The 19968-nt window shown below is 45.8% G+C and carries 15 protein-coding genes and 2 pseudogenes; 7 read left to right on the top strand and 10 right to left on the bottom strand.

Annotation, left to right across the window (positions count from 1 at the left end):
* Nucleotides 1-411: 411 nt before the first annotated feature.
* Nucleotides 412-645: pseudogene (locus tag B9Y90_RS23970) on the top strand (tyrosine-type recombinase/integrase); the annotation flags it as partial.
* A gap of 661 nt (nucleotides 646-1306) precedes the next feature.
* Here B9Y90_RS23970 and B9Y90_RS26980 read toward each other — a convergent pair.
* From B9Y90_RS26980 to B9Y90_RS23940, 6 genes are all read right to left on the bottom strand, one after another.
* Entirely contained in the window at nucleotides 1307-1477 is a 171-nt protein-coding gene (locus tag B9Y90_RS26980) for a hypothetical protein (protein WP_176227910.1), read from the bottom strand.
* Nucleotides 1478-1541: 64 nt separating this feature from the next.
* Nucleotides 1542-3275: a class I poly(R)-hydroxyalkanoic acid synthase gene (phaC, locus tag B9Y90_RS23960; protein WP_085542858.1), complete on the bottom strand. Its 1734-nt coding sequence runs from the start codon at nucleotides 3273-3275 to the stop codon at nucleotides 1542-1544.
* 60 nt (nucleotides 3276-3335) lie between these two features.
* Nucleotides 3336-3683: a phasin family protein gene (locus B9Y90_RS23955; RefSeq protein WP_176227908.1), complete on the bottom strand. Its 348-nt coding sequence runs from the start codon at nucleotides 3681-3683 to the stop codon at nucleotides 3336-3338.
* 67 nt (nucleotides 3684-3750) lie between these two features.
* Entirely contained in the window at nucleotides 3751-4953 is a 1203-nt protein-coding gene (locus B9Y90_RS23950; protein ID WP_085542856.1) for an acetyl-CoA C-acetyltransferase, read from the bottom strand.
* 26 nt (nucleotides 4954-4979) lie between these two features.
* Entirely contained in the window at nucleotides 4980-5726 is a 747-nt protein-coding gene (locus B9Y90_RS23945) for a 3-oxoacyl-ACP reductase (RefSeq protein WP_085542855.1), read from the bottom strand.
* Nucleotides 5727-6688: 962 nt separating this feature from the next.
* Nucleotides 6689-6982, bottom strand: coding sequence for a peptidylprolyl isomerase (locus B9Y90_RS23940; protein WP_139827479.1), 294 nt, complete (start codon nucleotides 6980-6982; stop codon nucleotides 6689-6691).
* A 288-nt stretch (nucleotides 6983-7270) separates the two neighbouring features.
* On the opposite strand from B9Y90_RS23940, the gene B9Y90_RS23935 reads away from it, so the two are divergent.
* The 4 genes from B9Y90_RS23935 to B9Y90_RS23915 all read left to right on the top strand — a co-directional run bounded on the left by B9Y90_RS23935 (nucleotide 7271) and on the right by B9Y90_RS23915 (nucleotide 10481).
* Nucleotides 7271-7522 carry a hypothetical protein gene (locus B9Y90_RS23935; RefSeq protein WP_085542853.1) on the top strand — a complete coding sequence of 84 codons (252 nt, stop codon included), beginning with the start codon at nucleotides 7271-7273 and terminating at the stop codon, nucleotides 7520-7522.
* Between the two features lie 558 nt (nucleotides 7523-8080).
* The gene (locus tag B9Y90_RS23925) at nucleotides 8081-8380 is read left to right on the top strand and encodes a hypothetical protein (protein WP_085542851.1); all 300 of its coding nucleotides are present in this window, start codon (nucleotides 8081-8083) and stop codon (nucleotides 8378-8380) included.
* The gene (locus B9Y90_RS23920) at nucleotides 8361-8903 is read left to right on the top strand and encodes a hypothetical protein (protein ID WP_085542850.1); all 543 of its coding nucleotides are present in this window, start codon (nucleotides 8361-8363) and stop codon (nucleotides 8901-8903) included. Before B9Y90_RS23925 ends, B9Y90_RS23920 begins: the two co-directional genes overlap by 20 nt.
* Before the next feature lie 1092 nt (nucleotides 8904-9995).
* Nucleotides 9996-10481 carry a phage baseplate assembly protein domain-containing protein gene (locus tag B9Y90_RS23915; RefSeq protein WP_369678988.1) on the top strand — a complete coding sequence of 162 codons (486 nt, stop codon included), beginning with the start codon at nucleotides 9996-9998 and terminating at the stop codon, nucleotides 10479-10481.
* Nucleotides 10482-12457: 1976 nt separating this feature from the next.
* Here the strand turns inward: B9Y90_RS23915 and B9Y90_RS27400 are convergent.
* Nucleotides 12458-12961: pseudogene (locus B9Y90_RS27400) on the bottom strand (IS3 family transposase); the annotation flags it as partial.
* Between the two features lie 1257 nt (nucleotides 12962-14218).
* Between B9Y90_RS27400 and B9Y90_RS23905 the strand changes: the two are divergent.
* Nucleotides 14219-14914: an FCD domain-containing protein gene (locus B9Y90_RS23905; RefSeq protein ID WP_085542848.1), complete on the top strand. Its 696-nt coding sequence runs from the start codon at nucleotides 14219-14221 to the stop codon at nucleotides 14912-14914.
* 520 nt (nucleotides 14915-15434) lie between these two features.
* On the opposite strand, the gene B9Y90_RS23900 is transcribed toward B9Y90_RS23905, so the two are convergent.
* The 3 genes from B9Y90_RS23900 to B9Y90_RS23890 all read right to left on the bottom strand — a co-directional run bounded on the left by B9Y90_RS23900 (nucleotide 15435) and on the right by B9Y90_RS23890 (nucleotide 17656).
* Nucleotides 15435-15800: a hypothetical protein gene (locus B9Y90_RS23900; RefSeq protein WP_085542847.1), complete on the bottom strand. Its 366-nt coding sequence runs from the start codon at nucleotides 15798-15800 to the stop codon at nucleotides 15435-15437.
* A 630-nt stretch (nucleotides 15801-16430) separates the two neighbouring features.
* Entirely contained in the window at nucleotides 16431-16913 is a 483-nt protein-coding gene (locus B9Y90_RS23895; protein ID WP_085542846.1) for a hypothetical protein, read from the bottom strand.
* Nucleotides 16910-17656 carry a winged helix-turn-helix domain-containing protein gene (locus tag B9Y90_RS23890; RefSeq protein WP_085542845.1) on the bottom strand — a complete coding sequence of 249 codons (747 nt, stop codon included), beginning with the start codon at nucleotides 17654-17656 and terminating at the stop codon, nucleotides 16910-16912. The genes B9Y90_RS23895 and B9Y90_RS23890 overlap by 4 nt, the downstream gene beginning before the upstream one ends.
* 1546 nt (nucleotides 17657-19202) lie before the next feature.
* Here B9Y90_RS23890 and B9Y90_RS27610 point away from each other — a divergent pair.
* Entirely contained in the window at nucleotides 19203-19418 is a 216-nt protein-coding gene (locus B9Y90_RS27610) for a lipoprotein (protein WP_176227906.1), read from the top strand.
* The last annotated feature ends 550 nt before the right edge of the window (nucleotides 19419-19968 follow it).

Raw genomic sequence — 19968 nt, 5'->3', positions numbered from 1 at the left:
ATTCAATGTTCTGTGTCCATTATCCGGAAAAATAGTGGACATTATCGTTACCTGGATGAGTCAGCTTATCCAGACGTCGCTGACGGGGCGCTTACGCCATAGTGGGCGCAGATACCAGAGGAAATCATCTCCGCCGTCGCCTCCTTCGGCACAATCACCCTGCCATCAGATACAGCTGGCAGCTGCGGCGCTGCGTAAGTAATGGTGACGCTCACGAAGTTTAAGTCCGTGGGCGTGAAGCCACCAGCTAAGAGCAAACGATGATCAGCGGGCGCCGCCCTGGCGCCTGATTTCCATAGTTCAGTTTTTAAATTACGGACGCACTAAAGTGTGTTGCCGAGCTAAGGTGCAGCATGTCACAGGTCATTTTTAACGAGGAATGGATCACTCGCAGAGAAGACCGGACTTGATGGCCGCACGGAAAGCCAACACCTACGCTTTGTTTTTATGCCGCGCATGCGTAAAGGTGAACAAAACCCGTATTACAGCGTATCAAGCATTGGTGAGTACTGGGACGCCGCTGTAAAACGTGCTGGAGTTCGCCGCCGGAATCCCTACCATACACGCCACACTTACGCATGCTGGTTATTATCGGCCAGTGCGAACCCCTCTTTTATTGCTAGTCAGATGGGACATGAAAACGCGTAAATGGTTTACGAAGTCTATTCTGCCTGGATTGAAGAACTGAGCGACGACTAGGTGAATATGCTTCGCAGTAAGCTGGTGCGTTGAAAAAGCTTGCCCCTTACACACCCCTTTTGGTTTCAGAGATGGCAAATAATGCAGTTTAATCAACATATTAAATGGAAGTGAAGTACAACCTGAATATACTGTCCATGTCCCCCTTTCTCGCGGACAGCGATTTTCTCGCACGTGAAGAGCAAAACCAGTTGTGTGGGGCAATGGTACCTGTTGCCCATAGCCCCTCCAGCACCAGACCGATGATAATCACCAGGAACAGCATTAACATCGCCCGCATTATTTTTCGACTACCGGATACGGGGGAAAAGACAGACAGGCAACGGTCGCAGAGTTTCTGGACAGTCTGCAGAGGCAGGGGATGGCCACACATCATGCATTTACCGGTGTCTGAATTCATTTTATGCTTCATACAAACTCGATACTCCTGGGCACGCGCCCTTTTCAACCATCAGCATCCGCAGGGGTGGCCGTAACGTGTACGGCCTGGGCAGGAAGTACAGACGTTCCCATCCCGGCTCCCCGAAGGCACACCGCACGCGATAAGAAATCGCCCCGGGGAGGCATAAGAATTCCCCTCTTCAACGAAGAGGGCCGTTTTATCCCGTCACTTCTGCTGAGTATGAGAGGGAGGAATCAACATTTCTTTGGTTTGTTTATATAGTACAGATAGCTCATTTCGCTCATCGTCAGAAATGGGAAGCATCAGCAGAACATCATTCAAATTCCGATTAAAGTGCGTGACCATAAGATCAATAAAGAGAATAAAGTCTTTCATCTTCGTATTTCCTCCCTTTTTGAAGACACCATATACACTTGTCATCGTGCTTTATTGCATCCTCTTAAACCAATTTTTCCATAACATATTCACCCGGTGCTGCACCCAAAACGGGATGCAATTCATTCCCGGTAGCATACGCGGTCACCGGTTCTTTTTTCTCTGTTGCTTTTAACCAACGGCCCCAGTGCTCCCACCATGAACCTGCATGCTCACGCGCATTCGACAACCATTGATCAGGGCATTCAGAGGGTTGCGAATTTTCCCAGTAACCATATTTTCCTTTGGCAGGCGGATTAATAATCCCGGCCACATGTCCTGATTTCCCCAACACAAAGGTGGCATGCTCTTTAAAATATCGGGCCCCTTCGTAAACGCCTTGCCACAACGCAATGTGATCTTCCTGTGTTGCAACAAAATAAGCCGGAATATCCACCCTTGTGATATCAATATAGACGCCGCCAATTTTGCACGACCTGGGCTGGACAAGACGGTTTTCAAGGTAGAATCCCTGGACAATATCGTACCAACAGGCTGCCGTCATATTGGTGCTGTCACTGCTCCAGTAGAGAAGATCAAAACTGCTCAGCGATTTTCCTTTGAGATAGCGATCGACGTAGTAATTCCAGTACAACGTATTCTCACGCAATAAATTAAATGTCACATTCAGCTGTCGGCCATCCATGTACCCCCGCTGCCGGTTCTGTTCATCAATCACGGCGATCAGTTGAGGATCGCAAAACACTTCCAGCTCACCAGGCATTGAGAAGTCAATAATGGTTGCCAGATAGGTCGCACTCTTAATGTGTTTTTTCATCCTTCTGGCCGCGTAATAAGCGACCGACGCCGCCAGTAAGGTGCCACCAAGGCAATACCCCACCGCATTAACCTGATCGCTGCCGGTAATGCTTTCTACCACACTGACCGCTTTGACCACGCCATTCAAAACGTAGTTTTCAAAGTTCGTATTCTGCTGAGAGTGATCCGGGTTTTTCCATGACAGCATGAAGACACAATGCCCCTGCTCAAGAAGCCACCTGACCATCGATTTTGTTTCATTGAGATCGAGTATGTAAAACTTGTTGATGAGCGGAGGAATGATAAGCAATGGCGTGTGTTCAACCATTTTTGTTAAAGGCCGATACTGAATAATCTCACAAATTTCATTCCTGAAAACCACGTCGCCCGGGGTTGTCGCCAGATTTTTACCCGGCATAAAGGCTGTTTTACTGACTTGCCTGACGTTCAGTACCTCATTACTGCACCGGGCATCCTCGAGCAGATTGTTCATCCCTGCGATCAGATTTTCTCCCTGCGTTTTCGCAGTCAGCGCAGCAACCTCAGGGTTGGAAAAAATAAAATTAGCCGGAGACAACGCACTCAAAAACTGGCGACTGAAAAATTTCAGGCGCATGTTGAGCGTTTTATCCTGGCATTGTAATAACGACACACTATTTTCAATCAGCTGACTGATGTAAAGATAATGGTCTTTGATGCAGGTATAGGCATCCGCATTGTTCCATTCCGGAGCCGAAAACAGCTGTTCTTTGTCGGTATAGCCAGCCCCCGACATCAGCTCACTTTGTCGCTGCCACCAGACCTGCCATCGCTCATTCATGCCCTCAGACATCTGAAACTGCAAGGCCATCGCCGCGCTCAGATCCCCCATATTAATCTCATAGAGTTTGTTTAATATCGGTGAAAGGATCCCACCTGGAGAGTGAGGGTTATCGTCAGCCCCTCCCTTGCTAATGCGGATGAGGGCATCAATATAATTTAACATCAACGTTCCAATCATTGTGCTGTCTCTTTATGATCCGGCCTTACCCGGTATCCCCGAATAAGGCCGGAGACGTTATCATGCAGATCTTACCTGCGCTGTGGTTTCAGAAAGTATCGCATCCACTTCTTTTTTAAACTGCTTTGCGATTTCGCTGTATCGATGGCAATCGTCAATACACTGCTGCGTCACTTTTGCCAGGCTTTGTAAATGCTGGCTGTTGAAATTCGTGAGGGAGGAGAAGTCTTTCACGTTACTAAGCGCCGTCAGCGTCGTCGTGCCTTCCTGGCTATAGGTCTGCAGTGCGTTGACATTCATCTCTGTCAGAACCTGAATTTTCTCTGCCACGAGTTTATTCAGCCGGGTATAAGGACTAAAGATTTTTTCATATTGCTCAGAAAAATTTTTGAAAGCTTGTGTATACATATCCATAACTCCTTAATTAATAATTAAACAGCATCACAACTGTAAAAGAGAATTACCCTCCAAAAAGCTAAAGACTTTTCAGAATAATGGCCGTTCCCATACCACCGCCGATACAAAGCGTTGCCAGTCCATGCCGGGCTCCACAACGCCGCATTTCATAAAGCAAAGAAACTACGATCCGGTTACCCGATGCCCCCAACGGATGTCCGAGTGCGATAGCACCACCATTAGGGTTTGTTCGGGCCAGCAGGGTGTCAAAAGACACCCCCGTCTCCCGAGACAGCTCCTGCAGCACACCCAGGGTTTGGGCGGCAAATGCCTCGTTACATTCACAGATATCTATCTCATCAAGGCGTAATCGTGCTCCTGCCAGCGCCCGGAGGGTGGCCTGAACCGGACCAAGCCCCATAATTTCCGGATCCACACCAGCCTGGGCGTAACTGAGTATTTCCGCCATCGGCTCAAGCCGGTATTGCTCAACTGCCTCCTCGGACGCAATCAGCAAGGCGCTGGCCCCGTCATTCAAACCTGATGCGTTGCCGGCTGTCACAGTACCTTTCGCGCAAAATGCCGGGGTCAGGCGGGACAGTTTACTCAGTGTGGTGTCCGGCTTAGGGTATTCATCCTGGTCTATCCGGCTCACACCATGTCGCCCTGACACCTCAACAGGAATAATTTCTTTTTTAAATCGCCCCTGTTCTAGCGCCGCCGCCGCCTTGAACTGACTCAGAAACGCAAACTGGTCCTGCTGCTCACGGCTGATCCCAAGCTTCGCCGCAATATTTTCCGCCGTGAGCCCCATGTGATACTGGTGGAAAGCATCGGTAAGTCCGTCGCTGATCAGCAAATCCTGCAGCTCAACGTTACCCGGTCTGACACCGCCACGTACCTGCGCATCCAGCGCGAACGGAATGCGAGACATATTCTCGGTCCCGGCGGCAACCACAACGCGGCTCTCACCAGCTTTGATATGCGCACACCCCTCCATCACAGCCTTCATTCCGCTGCCACACACCATGTTCAGGCTGTAGGCCGGTACGTGGTGAGGAATACCTGCCTGTACAGCAACCTGCCGCCCGATCCCCATCCCCTGGCCCGCGCCAATCACGTTGCCCACAATGACCTCATCTACAATGCCAGCATCAATTTGACTATCGGCCAGAGTCCCCTGTATCGCGGCAGCGCCAAGCGTGACGGCAGGCACGGTGCTGAACGCCCCCCTAAAACTGCCTATCGGCGTACGCTTGGCCGCAACAATAAAAATTCGCATTTGTTTCAACCTTCCAGAAGTACGCCTCAGCGCATGTACAGACCACCGTTGACAGAGAGTGTTTCGCCGGTGATATAAGCCGCTTCCCGGCTGGCGAGAAAAGAAACTGCAGCAGCGATCTCATCAGGCGTGGCCAGCCGGCGTACCGGTATTTCTTCTGTAATTGCGGCGAGAACATCAGGCTTCATGGCTTCCACCATCGGGGTACCGGTATAACCTGGTGCAATGGCATTAACCGTGACCCCAACCTTAGCGCCTTCAGCCGCCAGGGCTTTTGTAAACCCAATCACCCCAGCTTTTGAAGTGGAGTAATTAACCTGACCGAATTGTCCCTTCAGCCCATTCACGGATGAGATATTGATAATTCGGCCATACCCTCTCTCACACATGGCAGGAAATAATGGACGCGTTACATTAAACAGACTATTTATGTTGACATTGATGACATCAACCCACTGAGAGGCTGACATTTTTTTAAACGCGGCATCCCGGGTAATACCGGCATTATTAACCAGAACATCAATGTATTTTTCAGTCGCCAGTATTTTATTGATACTCCTTTCACAGCCATTGGTATCTGTGACATCCATGGGAAGTAATATAACGTCTTTTTCAGAATACTCTTCTGCTCTATACCACTTCTGCGCAGCAGACTCTTCCGCCGGAGAATAGGCAACAATCACCCGAAACCCGTCACTCACTAATCTTCTCGTAATGGCGGAACCAATACCGCCATTTCCCCCCGTAACCAACGCAACATTATTTGCTGCCATTCCAACCTCCCTCATCTTTACTGAAAAATACGAAAACCCCAGCCTAAACCAGACTCACATTGTCTTTATTTGCATTCTCTTTCATAAAAAATATAATATTTTCAGTTATCGAACCCTTGTTCATACCCCTTAATGTTTTGATGACATGAACAAACCATTTATAACCATTACAATTTTTCTCGCAAGAAAATATTATTATCCATTGACATCGATCAATTTAATTAAATTTGAAAAACAGCACGCATCATACATTAAATGAATACAGGGGAAACCCACTACAAAAAGAGACATCACTTAAAAAACAGGAGGGCGATTTTGAAGAGGAAAGACGCAAGTCAAGAAATAATAAAAATGGTCGACAGACCAGATATTGATATCAGAAAGAATATTCTGAAAATGTGTCTCAGCCCCTTTCCGGCCATTTTCATTTTTTTGTTATAGCTTTTAGACGCGCCGTTACGACATTCCTTTCACATGTAGAGTGGACAAAATGTTAAAACCATATCGGGCAAACATCACCATTGCTTCAGGGACCTTCAAATAGTTATAAAAGGAATCAACAACGGGTCTCTGAAATCCCGGCGTTCAGGAATAAAACCTGCACTTGCCATCAGGACATATCCAGCCGATTTAATTCACAGCTCAGAAAAAATAATGTGACTATATTCAGGAATGGAAATCTGAGGCATCTGTGAGGCGGGAACAAATTTTCGCCGATCGAGCTCGTCTGAAAAATTTGATTGTTTCGACTTTTATGTATCATAATCCTGCACTCGACTAATCTGAAATTAATACTATTTAAATTGATTTAAATAGTGAGAGCGCAAAACTTTTCGCTGCCTGTTTATTAGCCAAAGACCAGAAAAAACCTGACAAAATACCTGCCAGAATATATTTCATCTAACCTGTTTTTTGCAATATCAGCTAGATCGTTTTCGGTCATTTGTAATTCGCTATCAGTGTCACGATCTCTTTTCTCCTGTGTATTCAGAGCCGCTTCCTGGGCCGGGTCTGGCTGGCTGCAAAGCATTTTTTCCTTTACTACGGGAACGACCCCTGTTGTCTTCATCAAGAAAATAAACAACGATATCAACACCTTTCCTTTCCACATCTTCAAGTAACCCTCGTTTTCCCTCTTCACAAAGAAACGAAAACATCTCCATCTGAATTTGGTCTGCATTACTTGAAATGGTTCTTTTCTGGTTCTTAATCTCAAGCACTGGCACCTCACCGGTACCATTCAATAACCAGTCCATTGATACCCCTTCGACTTCTGCAATCTTTGACAACTGCCTATGCCTTGGCGTGGGGGCATTGCGCAAGGAGCCCACATGGGAACAGCGGACCGAAGAGATTGAGCACCTGGTTGAGCATCATAATAACCGGCCGCACAGCCGCTGAGCCGCATGAAATGTTCCGACCAGAGAAGGTCGGCCAGAGACCGCCATGGAACAGTGGGCTGGCAAATTGAAGGTGATGGCGCCCGAGATCAACGGTGTGATGGACACATGAAAGCACGGTAACAAATGGGAGGAGTAAGCGTTATGGCACAGTATGATACTAATGCCCACGACATTGATCTTGTGGAATACGCCAGGTTCACTGTCCAGCATGGCGTCCATTGGGCATACGTCTTACGAGAGCTCATCGAATGTTTTCACTGGGACACCAGGCCAACAGGCATTTACACCGGGATTATTGTAGTGCCACCTGAACAGGTTGCAGAAGTGAAGGCAGTGCTCCGGGAGACTGTCCCTGCGGCATACCGGGTAGACATAAAACCGGAGGGGGAATAGCGATGGGTAAAATGGCGTTCGTCTTTGATTTTTGCGATGGAAAGGAGCCGCCCTTCAGTGCGGGAACGGATATTCTGGGCGGAAAGATTGGGATGGCTGCCTCGCAGGATATTAGCGAAGATACCCGCTGGCGAACCGGGGAGTCCCCCTTTCAGACTGCGAGGCCGGAGTGGCCCACGACGGTTACGACTATCACATTCTGTGGTGTGCTTCTAATAACGGGGAAATTTACGACCCGTAAAATGCTGGGCTGCCGGATATCATTCAGTGGCTTTCGGTGCCGGTACCCGCGTGGATACCAGAAAAACTTTTGGGTAAAATTTAGTCTCTTCGTTCACCAGCGTCATACGCAAAAAAATCTCAATGCCCGGACTGTGGGGCTTTTATTTTGTTGACAGGTCATTCAACTTTTCAGATATTTCTCCTGATAACTGTTGCGTTAAATCAATAATTATGAAGTTGCAGGCCATTCATAGTGACCTTTATTCCAGCGTTGATTAAAGTGCGGGCACTAACAAACCTCGTCCTGAGAATTAGTTTTATTACTGGAGGTTCAATATGTTAATGCTGCGGCAGAGAGGGGAAAAAACAATTGCAGCACTCATCGTAGCCTATGCTGCCTGGTTTTATATGGATCTTAATGCCAAAAATATTTATGAACAAATTTATTACATTCTCCGTTTAATTGCCGCGACTGCTGGTATAGGGGTGCTGGTTTGGTTTGTAGATAGCGCATCTCCTGCAGTTACAAGATCTAAATCACATGAATCTATCGATAAGCAATCAAATGATGATTTATGGGCTCAAATTATAAGTGACGCCAAGGAGTTGCTGATTGATGAAAAAATACATAAATAAAATAAGATTGCTAGTTTTGCTCTTAATTATTGGTTTTTACTCCTGGTTAAGAACTCCTTCAAGCGACTGGAATGTAAGCGTTACGGATGACGCTTTTTCAGATGCGAAAAGTGTCAAAATCAAAACTTCTCATGGCCCCAACACTTTGATCTTGGTATGCACCCCAGAAGAGGTTAAAGTTGAATTTGGTACAAATGGTAAACCATTTCAGCTTTCACCCGATGTGGGGGTGTTATCTTTTAGAATTGATGGTGGGCAGCCAGTCAAGGTGACGGGTGTATTATGGCAAACTCGCGATAATTACTCCTATGTACAGATGTCTACAAAGGGCGACGAGGATGAGACCAGTGGCATTAACCATCTTATCTACCAGCTTCACAGCGCAGATGCAGATGTGATCGTTGGATTTCGTGGGATGAGCGAAAATATGGAGGAAAAATTCGGCGTTCGGGGGGTAACAAAAGCAACAAATGAATTCATAACCGAATGTAAAATCACATTAAAATCTGATCACACTGAGTAACCTTGCGCATCAAAATAACCCAAAATCCCGCCATCATGCGGGCCCTTGGGTTATCGAAAATTTTCCCTGCATCACATATATGTACGATATGTCGTGTTTAGGATATTTCTTTATGTGGTCGTTTACGAAAACGTGATTTTACTCGAGAGAAGATAATCATCATTTTCTTACCATTGGTGTTGCTATGTTTTTCTTATATCTGTTTTTGTTGTGTCTCTGTGTTGCAATTGTATCTGTTTCGCTAATCATTGGTTTGATTCCTGTATGGTTAAGCGACAACTGAAAACGAGCATTTAATGAAAATACTCGCCATCGTTATATTTACTGTCACGTTGTTACTGTCTACTGCTCTGATGCTGGCCTTCGCGCTCCGGGCGCGTTAGTGGGCTGTTCCGGAGTTGTTCGAACTGAAGGTGCGTATCGTGAAAACTCTGGCGGCAGTTGTTTTGTCTGTAGAGGTAATGATGACGCCCTCCGGCATGAGTCTCGGCTGATACGTTCTGACCTGCTAGCGGTGCTAGCAGGTCCCTGATTTGTTGGAAGGATACGATATGGAACATCGCATCATGATTATGTACATCCTTGTGATCATTTGGGGGATCGTCTGGGTGAATGACGGTCGAAAAAAGTGAGCATGGACTTTATAATTGCCATGTAATCCAATTTGACCGTTAATACTGAACACTGAACTGGCTCAAAGCCCCGTCCTCGTACGGGTTCTTTTATTACGGTCACTTCCGCTTTTCCTCCCTCATTTGAGACCATTTCCATGAGACGTAATCTGATCCGCCTCACCCACACCGGTAAAACCGGCCTCAGATGGAACGATGAAACCTACCGCGATATACTGGCCAGTCAGACTGGGAAGAGTTCGCCGAGCGACTGACGATGCTCAGCAATATTAAGGCCCTGCTGGCGGAAGCAGACAGCTTATCATGACCGTACTCACGCTGCAGCTGGATAGCTGATACGTCCCCCGCGCTCACGCCGTAAACTCAAGGCTAACGGTAAGCTGCTGCTGTGGAATACCTTGCAGGATATACACTGATGGATTTTACCGCCTACGGCGGCCCTTAGCGCTATCCCTCGCCCATTCCGGACAAAACTACGCGCATAACTCCTGAAGAGGGCGTGCAGACCACCCCGCTTGAGGGTATGGCCCCGGAAACCTTTCTGGATGTGGAGCGGTTTCAGCACTACGGCATCATCACCGTGCTACCTGAAGGGGCGATGGCCATCTACGCCGATGAACGGGCCTCCTTTATCCTGAAGAAAGGCACAATCCTCGAGACTACCTGCAATGAGTGGCACCTGAAATGCAAAAAAGCCGTGATTAAGGCGTCAGACAGCATGATGGTGAAAACCCCGGAGGTGACCGCGACTCTGAAGGTCACCGTGCAGAGGCCACTGACTGGCCAGAGCGGCATGTCTGTGGGCGGGGACAATGATCAGGGTTCAACAGCCACAATTATCGGCAATATCAACCACGCCAGCGGCACCATTTACAGCGTCAAAATCGGCACCCACAAACACGACCACGCCGGACGGAGAATCCGGCACGCCACACAACTAACTTGATCCGCCTTACCAGAATACGGCGAGGTATGGTATTCCCTTCGGCATTGGGCAGTATCAGCAAATGACTGAACAGACGCTGAGTTCTGCCATGCAGGGTAAGGTGATCATTTCGGTTAACAACCATCCGGCAATGAGAGACGTCTTCAGCGGTTCGGTTACGCAACCCGGAGCACACGCGAAAACTGCCCGATAGTGTTCAGTCAGACAAGACTGAGGTTGGTCTTCTCAGTTTGCGGGGCATCCTCATTCTTCCAGGATCTGAATGTGCTACCTCTTCTCGGTAACGGCAGTGAGTATTTCGACAAGCTGGGCTGAGCTTCAATGATGCCATTCGTGAGGTCAGACCTGATGGGCGCAGGTTTATGGTAATTGTGCTCGCCGATAAACATCCCTGCGTAAAGAAGGAATGCCTCAGCCTGCTCTGGCTGCTAATGGAGAGTTCGGGGGCTCTGACGTATATCATGGCCCCTTTCTATTCAATCGTGATTTTTATATCAACACCATTATCAAGAGTTGCAGTAGTCTTGTGGAAAACATCGGTATATCGGAATCTGTAGCGGCCTTAATGCAATATGCATTAAGGCCGGGCTCCTCTTAAACGAAAATTTTAGTGACCAGAGAACAGGATGTGATTTCTAGCGCATCTTTTCGTTCCGCGTATCTACATAAAGTGATGGCAAAAATCGGTAAGGTAAATAGTACCAACCAGATCCAGAAGTATTTTATTCCCCATTAAAGCCGCTTGCTCTCTGCCACAGATAAAGAGGGTATAAAACGATAAACTAGCATGATAGAGAGGCATAGCCTGCCTCATGAGGATTCTTCCGATCCTGAGCAAGGATGCACGTCATCGCCAGAAAAACCAACAGGAATGCATACGGTGCTACCAGATTCGTAATCAAGTAAAACACTGGTGATATTGCTACAAGGATAACCGGAAGGTTGGGGGTTGCTTCGAATCAATCCCATTTGCTTCCATAACAATCTCACATTGAAAGTAATTTAATGTGAATACTAAGCCACTGGATGTTTGCTTATCTTAGTTTGAATCATGAAGAACTGGTGAGCTTAAGCGTTGCAACAGTCATGTCGTGATATTTAAAAAGTCGCAGGAAAAGCCCCATTTGGTTATGTGGCATTTTAAAAGTGTCGTTATTTAAATGTATTTTGCACTCTATCATGAGTTTCCTTGAATACACAATGCGTTAGAAGAAAGCACAAAAACGTTTTCCACTCTGCACATCAAAATAAAATTAATGTGATAGTTTGACACCGCCAGAAAGACAGTGTTGAGATACAGCCTCACCATACATGTCCTCACGATAGGACTGTCTTCGTGATCAGCAGACAGGCAAAACACCAGAACAGAAACCACAGTATAATAAAAATCTGCCGTCCACATTTCATGGATGAAGATATTTATTGAAGCCATTGTGCTGACAGAAAATAATACCTTTTGACACAATCAGTAGTGAGACAGCATGAAATAAAAAAGCACCATCTAATCCGATGGTGCAAATAAGTTAGTCAACCTCAGCAAGATTCTACGTATAAAACGAGAAACCCATGTCGAAAAGCAGATTACCTCATGCTATTTTCTATCACAAGAATACATAACTAAAACCAGGAGCATTCTATTAAATATATTATACGTTGAATAAAAATCCGAAATTGAATGACAGGATCGACAATGACATTGGACAGATAAGAATCTGTGTGCGATATGGGTCTTTGACAATAAAAATTTTTCCTTGTGATAGCAATTATTCACACTCTGAATATATTTAAAAATGAAACCACCTTCATTTTCATAGCAGGAAAACGTCCTGTTCGGTCCTGCTATGAGCTTGTGTGAGATGTTTCATTACCAATCTGGCGACGTTCAGGTCACGCGCTGATTAATCAGTCAGGCATCCGTTGCGGTTAATATGATGGACCAGACTGAGGTCCCCTGCTGGCAGCGCCCCTTCACATCACACCCGAGATGCGCCGTAGCGCTGCTTCGCCATAACGAAGGCGTTACTGTCGATGCTGTCGCCCCTGCCGGAAGCACTGGCAGGAACGATGACTCTATGCCGGTTTCGCCAGACATACCTGTCACTGCGCGCCACACGCAGTACCCGGCACATGGCTTTAATGCTGAATTCAGCCTGGTGTTGTTCAGTTAAGACAGACTTCACTTCAGGCGCTTCGTGAAGTATATCGTGACTTTTTGGATTTTGGAGAATGGTCAGATCCTCGTCTTTCTCAGCCAGCTGATGTTTGAGGTTAGCAAAATCAGCCGCCTGTTCGCTCTCGCACTCAGAAGACGCTGCCTGATTCTGCTGCTTACTACGTCAGGCATAGCCAGGATTCATAAAGACTGAGCTCATGGGCAGCAACAGCGATGCCAATGTGCTACGCAAGTTTCAGCGCTTCGTCGCGGAACTCAAGCGTGTGCTGCTTTCGGGGCTTTTTATGGTTGATACGGACTTTGTCATGTGAGCTACCTCTGTTGAAAGTTTACTCGCTCAGTCGCATGTCCACTATTGCTGCGTAAGATCACACACCACATCGCTCTGGTTACGACAAAGGGGGATCCATAACAAATTTCACGACAATACGGGGCAAAGTGGATAAAACAGGAACATATGTCGATGACCAGGTGATGTGCAACTGGTTTAACCATCTTGTTAGCAGCGAGGCCATCACCTCAGAACGCTAAAAACTAAAGGGCCGACAGTGTCTATAGAAACTGTCTACACGTTACCTCTGAAACCGGAATAAGTACCTCCAGCACGATCTTGCCTGAAAAATATAGATCCTATACCGGCTTCGAGCCCAGGGAACAGCAAGTCGGCCAATGTTGAAGCCAAACCCCTTCCCCGTGATATTGAAAAATCAATGGCAGAGCGTTCGCAGTCATTATCCCTGCATTCATTAACGGGCGCCACACTTCCACATCTGTGCGCCATACTGCGTGCTTTGGGATGACATAAATCTTCATGTAAAAATTTAAACTGACGTTTATTTTAATATATCCCTCATCATTCATTTCATGGCCGCGCTTTTTCAGCCCCGGACCTAAAATGGAAAAAATGCGCCGCGTCAGAATGCAGGAATAATCCTATTTTTTATTTGAAATCGTGGAGAGATATGCAGAGGGGGTATATTTTACAGTGGTTCATTACTGCTGATATTGATGGATTTGAAAGCGGCCAGATCAGGCGATCAGTGCCTCTGTGATTTAGCGCTATATTTCATTGTTTAAGATCCGACAACTTCCACGCGGCCTCCCTTGCGGAAGAGGCTCTTCGTTCATCGGGCATGATGGGTATCGACATCCAGTAAATATGCATCGTTTCCACACAACAACCTGTATTCTGCAACCGGGTACGAGGAGGGGGGAATGGCAGTGTGAAATATTCTGATAATTCACCCTGAGACGTCCCTGGAGTAAAAAATCTATCCGGGCTATTTCAGGAAAACATAGGGTATGGGGTAAACACCATTTTTATGGTCTGCACAGCTAATATGATGTTTCCCTATGTACTTCAATCAATCTCAAGTTGCTGGGACAATATATACTTGGCTCATTTTTAAAAGGAAGATACGTGGTGTCTGAAATACAGAAGAGAGAATGATATATTTATCAAGTATTATCTCAGCACGTCTGAGAAAGGTTATATACAGCATATATTCATTCCACCTCATCACTGCATACATAAGTTATGCAACGACATCAGTAAGGTAGTTAGATGCAGTTTCAGATAGAAAAACTTAATATGGGTAAAATACCCAGACTAAATCTTGCTGCGCAAGTTGAGCAGCGGATAAAGAATTTTCTCATGGTCGGCATACTGAAACCCGGTGAGCGTCTGGTCACCAGAAACATCGCAGAGCACTTGGGTATAAGTATTACGCCAGTACGGGAAGCCCTGCTCCAGCTGGTATCATCGGGTGCACTGGTCGCCCTGCCCGCACAGGCCTTTTTGGTACCCGAGATGACGCTCACAAAATACAAGGAAATCACTGCTGTACGTAAAAATCTTGAAATGATGGCGGTGAGAGAAGCAGCCTACTCCATCACACCCAGCGAACTGGCCACGCTTCATCAGTCTTACATCGCATTACGGGATGCCTGTACAGCGGGTAATACCGAACAATCCCTGCAGGCCAACTTTGCGTTCCGTTTCCAGTTGTATGATTACGCGAGAATGCCAACACTCCTCACCATGATTGAACAACTTTGGGTGCGCACGGGCCCCAGCTTTAACTATATTTGCTCAGATAATGGCGAGACACAGATACACCATCACTACAAAAACCTGCTCAATGCGTTGTACCATAGAGATGGGGAAAAATGCGCAAAAATAATAGAAAAGTCCATTGATTGTGATGCTGCACTGCTCACACAGCGCATTAAGTCAAATAAAATGACGTTAATTTCATAGAGTCCATTTTTGTACGTGACCTCGTCTGTGTCAGACACTACCAATGCACTCACTTACCAGCAAGACCACACTGGCGCGCTTCATGTTCTCAGTCTGGTTTTGTCTGGTAAAGCGAGTCTCATCTTCGAGACTGAATGACGTAAAAAGCGGGGTGTTTTATGTTCTGTGCAGACGCCCGGTCGGTATCAGATAATTAATGCTGGTATGCATGACAGATTTGGTCACCCCATTATGGGTCTTAGCGTCACATCAACACGTTGGTGGTTTTCTTCCTGCCAACCTGGGCACAATCCCGGTGAAAGCCTGCGATATGCGCACTTTCAAAAATCTCTACAAGGGGCAAGCGATACCGGAGTCACATATTAAAAGAGAAAGCTTAAGGCAAAGAGGGTGTGAGCGCCCAAAATATCCATTTTTACAATAAGATATACATGACAAGGCGGGAAACACCGTTGCCCGGTATGGGCTGGCCGGTACCCTCCGGGGCCCACAAACGAAAATACACATTTCCTGCCCTTTCTTATGACGGATCCGGCACAAGGTCTAAAGCTTCCACAGCGAGCGAAGGAGTGCCAAAGGGCACTCGCGCAGCTAACTCGATACGAAACCCCATATTGCCTCCGCCAGCCATGACCTTCAGAACACGGCGTATCATTTTTACAGCAGCTGTACTAAAAAAACAGACAAACAACGTCTCACTCCCATTTATGAAGCCTGAATCACGCTGACGAAGGAGTTCATCATTCACAATCCTGTCTATTTTTATCCAGCGGGACATGGCATCACAGAAATATTCAATGCCTGAGACGGCTTTGTACTGGAAACTAACAATGTCTCTGATAGGGTAGTCGACACTTTTTGTCAGGCGGTACATATCGGCAATCATCCACTGCGTGCTCGTATGGGCCCCCCGACCGCATTTCGGTTACGCGACAACGTGAAGCATCGTTCACGTGTGGTAATCGTATGATCGGCTATCGTTTTTTCGAACGCGGCGATCATCAAAAAGGAATTGCCTGCCTGACTAGCTCAACACTCACCCTGACAGCCACAACCCTGCCATATTGACCACCAGGGCCAGAACCACTGGCAGAACGGCCTCCTCCGCCGCGATAGTGAGTGCACTCTCTGCTAGCCCATTCCCTGACCCAGGCTGAAATGCCCTTACGGATCAACCTGGTTAACCAGATCACCAGCACAGTACACGAACGCATTCGTGTCCCAAACAGGCTTCGACTGTCTGAGGCACAACAGTGTCAGGGGGTGGGGCCCTAAGCTCAATAGCGATTGCCCAGATGCCTCGTATTGCTGAGAAGTGCCCACCGTATACCCCATTAGTCCTGAAATACTGTTTATCACATGGCATCCCTGTGAAAGAAAATCAAGCCGATAGCCCGGTGGGACCACGGTAGGGAACACTTTATAAAATGAAAAACATTCGCAATAAAAGCTGACAGTTCATGCCGTAAAGTCGACACCACAGAAAAATCATCCATCCTGTGGACACAGGATACAATTAATGCTCCTCAGCGTTAATACTGTGACAAATGAACACAGGAGAATATAGATTTTTTATCACATAAGAATTGCGGGTATTCTTTCTTATTGAGATCACAGAAACGGGCCCTAAAATATAACGTAAAGCTAAATTTTCAGGCAAATTATCTCCTGTAAGAGACGTAATTGATTTTGTTTTTAATTCATAAAAATCATCAGAAAATCCTTCTGTCATCTCGGTATTCACCCTGAACACTTTTTGTACTGCAAAAGTTTTATCAGTATCAATAAAAAGTCCATTTACAGATAAAAATTCATTATTTTTATCGAAAAAAAATGTATAAACCCCCTTAAACTCAGGAAGAGTCTCATTATCTCCAAAAACGAAATGGACCTGCCCGCGACAATGCAATCTCGAGTTCTGATCCTGGTGAATAAAAAAAACAGATATAAATAAAACGATAAAAGCAGATATGATATAATAGATAACCTTAATTTTCATTTTTTACCTGCCGAGTAATAGGTGTTATTGCAAACATAATCCTGTTTCATAACGCTACAATGTGCAAAAAATTGTTTGGATTCATAAACATTCATTTGCGATTCAAATTCTGGCTGTTGTATTTGCACAACTATCTCATCTCCCTGATTACATTTTATTCCATTTTTTTTAATAAACTCTCTGGCTTTCATTAAATAGTATGAAATAATTTGTGCCGATCTATTATCATCCCATGTGTAAATATTGCATCCCTCGACACTCCCGGCAGCAAGAGGCTGATTGTCCTTACGATCAATGTATTCACGGCCTATAAAAAAAAGTGAAAAGATGAGTAAAACTACACCAGAAGCAACAAGAACTCGCGTTTTCGATACGAACGTTCGCTTTTGAGCGACAGGTTCAGGTGTGTACTCACTGTCCTCCAGGACCTCCACAGATGCAGAAAAGACAATACCCTGCTTGGGCTTCGTCAATATAATTTCGCTGGATAATCCATAATCGGAAAGACATTTTCTGAGATAGCTGATTTGCTTTGCCAGACCCGGTCCAGAGGGGATTAACCCGTGTGATTCCCATATGTGCTGGTACAACTCTTCCCTTGTAACGAGTTGCTCATTATGGCTGATAAGGTAGTTCAGTAGGCGTAACGGGACAGGCGAAAGCGGCATTTCTGTTTCATTCAGACCCGGAGTGGTTAATCCATTGCTGTTAACAATTACTTTTGCATCAACTAGATATCTCATACTACCCACTGTTATAAATTAGGACTATTCTATATGATAAAGCATTATCTAATCATTCGGGTAATTACCTTATTGTTTTTATGCCCTTAAGAACAAAAATCTATTACATCGCTGAAAATCCACTATCAGATACATCCTGATTGTTCAGTTATCTGCACTTACACGTGGTATCATACATCGCGTTTGAGTGCGCTCCTCAGCGACATAATTAAAAAAACATTACAATCAGTAATCTGAGTATTTCTGGTCTTTTCTCTACGCCCGCATTTACAGCAGCAATGTCAACCCACGGTAATCTCGTCCAGGACGGCAAATCCGTCGCCCGCAATGATTCACGCACAGACATAAGCTCAAAGCGAAGAACTCCGTCGAAAAAAAGTGCTTCACCCGCCCGGCAGTCTGTATTTTTGGGATATTCCTCCATCAGGCAAGGAATAGCCAGGGACATCGGCCAACGCATCAAACACAAAGTGAAATCGCTATACTATTCATTTACTTCTATTGTCAGCCGCCCGCTCTTGTTGTACAGCGCCCACTCTTTTCCGTTTGAGATATACTCTTGCAGGTACCCAGCCTGTTTTATAATTCAGGGGATCGACATTTACGTCACGCACTGGTTACGAATTTTGTCACCGGACCCCACGTTTATCCCTCCATCACGGCATGATAAATGCCGGGATCAGGGCAGCTCACAACAAAAAGTAATGCCGGTAATCTTTCCGGGAGGGTTTTTCACGAAATTGATGTCCTCCCATCCCCCATGACGCAAACGTTTCCAGCTCAAAAACGCGATATATCGTGCTTTTGTCAAGCCTGATTATCAGGTTCAAAAATACGATATTTTCAATATAAACATGAAAAGGATGAATATTTCTTAAATCAGATAAAAATTAAGATAATTCTTAACTACTCGCAAAATCTACATTGATGTTCATGTCGCAGACCATGCGACTTCCGGCAAGATCGTGTGTACCTATGTTTGACTTGCTTCCCATCTTTCTGATTTGAAGAGAGATATGGCGGCTCCTTTTATGTCGCCTGGTATGTAACGCCAAAAAATGAGATAAGGGGGGGGCCGGGATAAACAGGCTGGCGGATTTTCATCCCCAGCAGGGTCTCCAGTCGAACCGGGGCAATTCCTTGTGGCTCCAGCCATGTAGTTTCTGGTTAAGGCAAATGCTCGCGGAGCCAGTCCAATACGGTCCGAGAATGTTCCTGGTTATCTGGCCTGTGACTTGATGGATTATCATACTCTGCGTAAAGTGAGCCTGACTAATTCGTCACCGTCTGCGAAACAACGCATGATAAGCACCAAGTTTTATTGATGCTCAGATTCAATATTATGAATCCCGGTATATTCGTACTCTCATCAGGAAAAGTAGCATGCTGATCACTTATTGAGATACATGCATGACATTTTTATTGCACATCTCAACTCTGGTATAGCGGGAAAAAATGCTGACTTCGTTCATAAAATTTTTCCCCGTTTTCAATCTACAAAGAAACAGCAGCTTCTGAAATGAGATGCTTTTGATTTCAATCGTATATGAGAAAAATATTTATCTTACTCGTACATGCGCTACTTCTCAGCGGGTGCACTGGTCGGTATAACAGTAACGTAGAACCACAATGTAACGATGATTCTGAGGTTATAATCTGTGACTGGGATAACGTAACAGACAGCTGGGATCATGTAGTAAACGTCAATCTCTCAGACAATTCAGATTCGGCCTCATCTGTGTTGAAAGAGCGGCAAAATTGAAAATACCTGGCGGATAAGATTTATGACAAAGAACAAACTAACCTTAATGTATAAAAAATGTGACAGCATTAGATCCATTTTTTGGGCAGTGATTTTTATTTATGTGCTGCATATTATCCCGACCCTTGCCGAAAATTTCAGAAGTGCCACAACACTGCTCCTCAAAGTTGGTTATATCATTGCAATGATTGCCTGTTTAATAACGATAACATCGTGCATAGTTTTTTTCAGAAGGAAATGGTTTAACAACTGCCATACGCCCCCCAATAATCCTGACTGAACACGACAACAGTCCGCCAGCGTAAAACCTGGATGAAACTGTACGGTAGGAGATCCGGGGAAAAATGAAATGCGGCATCATTTAAGTCATCATCAGTATAATCGCCCTTCTGATATTACATAAAAAAGGCCTTTTTCTCTTCACTAATCGATGCTATACGTATCCACTGTATGCCCCCCCGTTACTTTATTCGTCCCCCTTATACTGGGGGTGTTAGCCAGCCAGACCCGGCATGATTACTGCCCCCAGTCGTCCATGATCCGGGGGGGG

This window comes from Cedecea sp. NFIX57 (assembly GCF_900177785.1).
GTDB classification, from domain to species: Bacteria; Pseudomonadota; Gammaproteobacteria; order Enterobacterales; family Enterobacteriaceae; genus Cedecea; species Cedecea neteri_C.
The sequence above is the reverse complement of the archived record's forward strand: the minus strand, read 5'-3'. Positions and strand labels throughout refer to the sequence as shown.

What these genes read in the sequence shown, in the direction of transcription:
- B9Y90_RS23955 (WP_176227908.1), bottom strand. Translation starts at nt 3,683, where the DNA reads ATGTATACACAAGCTTTCAAAAATTTTTCTGAGCAATATGAAAAAATC.
- B9Y90_RS23940 (WP_139827479.1), bottom strand. Translation starts at nt 6,982, where the DNA reads ATGGACTGGTTATTGAATGGTACCGGTGAGGTGCCAGTGCTTGAGATT.
- B9Y90_RS23890 (WP_085542845.1), bottom strand. Translation starts at nt 17,656, where the DNA reads ATGAGATATCTAGTTGATGCAAAAGTAATTGTTAACAGCAATGGATTA.
- B9Y90_RS23900 (WP_085542847.1), bottom strand. Translation starts at nt 15,800, where the DNA reads ATGATTGCCGATATGTACCGCCTGACAAAAAGTGTCGACTACCCTATC.
- B9Y90_RS27610 (WP_176227906.1), top strand. Translation starts at nt 19,203, where the DNA reads ATGAGAAAAATATTTATCTTACTCGTACATGCGCTACTTCTCAGCGGG.
- B9Y90_RS23925 (WP_085542851.1), top strand. Translation starts at nt 8,081, where the DNA reads ATGTTAATGCTGCGGCAGAGAGGGGAAAAAACAATTGCAGCACTCATC.
- B9Y90_RS26980 (WP_176227910.1), bottom strand. Translation starts at nt 1,477, where the DNA reads ATGAAAGACTTTATTCTCTTTATTGATCTTATGGTCACGCACTTTAAT.
- B9Y90_RS23895 (WP_085542846.1), bottom strand. Translation starts at nt 16,913, where the DNA reads ATGAAAATTAAGGTTATCTATTATATCATATCTGCTTTTATCGTTTTA.
- B9Y90_RS23920 (WP_085542850.1), top strand. Translation starts at nt 8,361, where the DNA reads ATGAAAAAATACATAAATAAAATAAGATTGCTAGTTTTGCTCTTAATT.
- B9Y90_RS23945 (WP_085542855.1), bottom strand. Translation starts at nt 5,726, where the DNA reads ATGGCAGCAAATAATGTTGCGTTGGTTACGGGGGGAAATGGCGGTATT.
- B9Y90_RS23950 (WP_085542856.1), bottom strand. Translation starts at nt 4,953, where the DNA reads ATGCGAATTTTTATTGTTGCGGCCAAGCGTACGCCGATAGGCAGTTTT.
- B9Y90_RS23905 (WP_085542848.1), top strand. Translation starts at nt 14,219, where the DNA reads ATGCAGTTTCAGATAGAAAAACTTAATATGGGTAAAATACCCAGACTA.
- phaC (WP_085542858.1), bottom strand. Translation starts at nt 3,275, where the DNA reads ATGATTGGAACGTTGATGTTAAATTATATTGATGCCCTCATCCGCATT.
- B9Y90_RS23935 (WP_085542853.1), top strand. Translation starts at nt 7,271, where the DNA reads ATGGCACAGTATGATACTAATGCCCACGACATTGATCTTGTGGAATAC.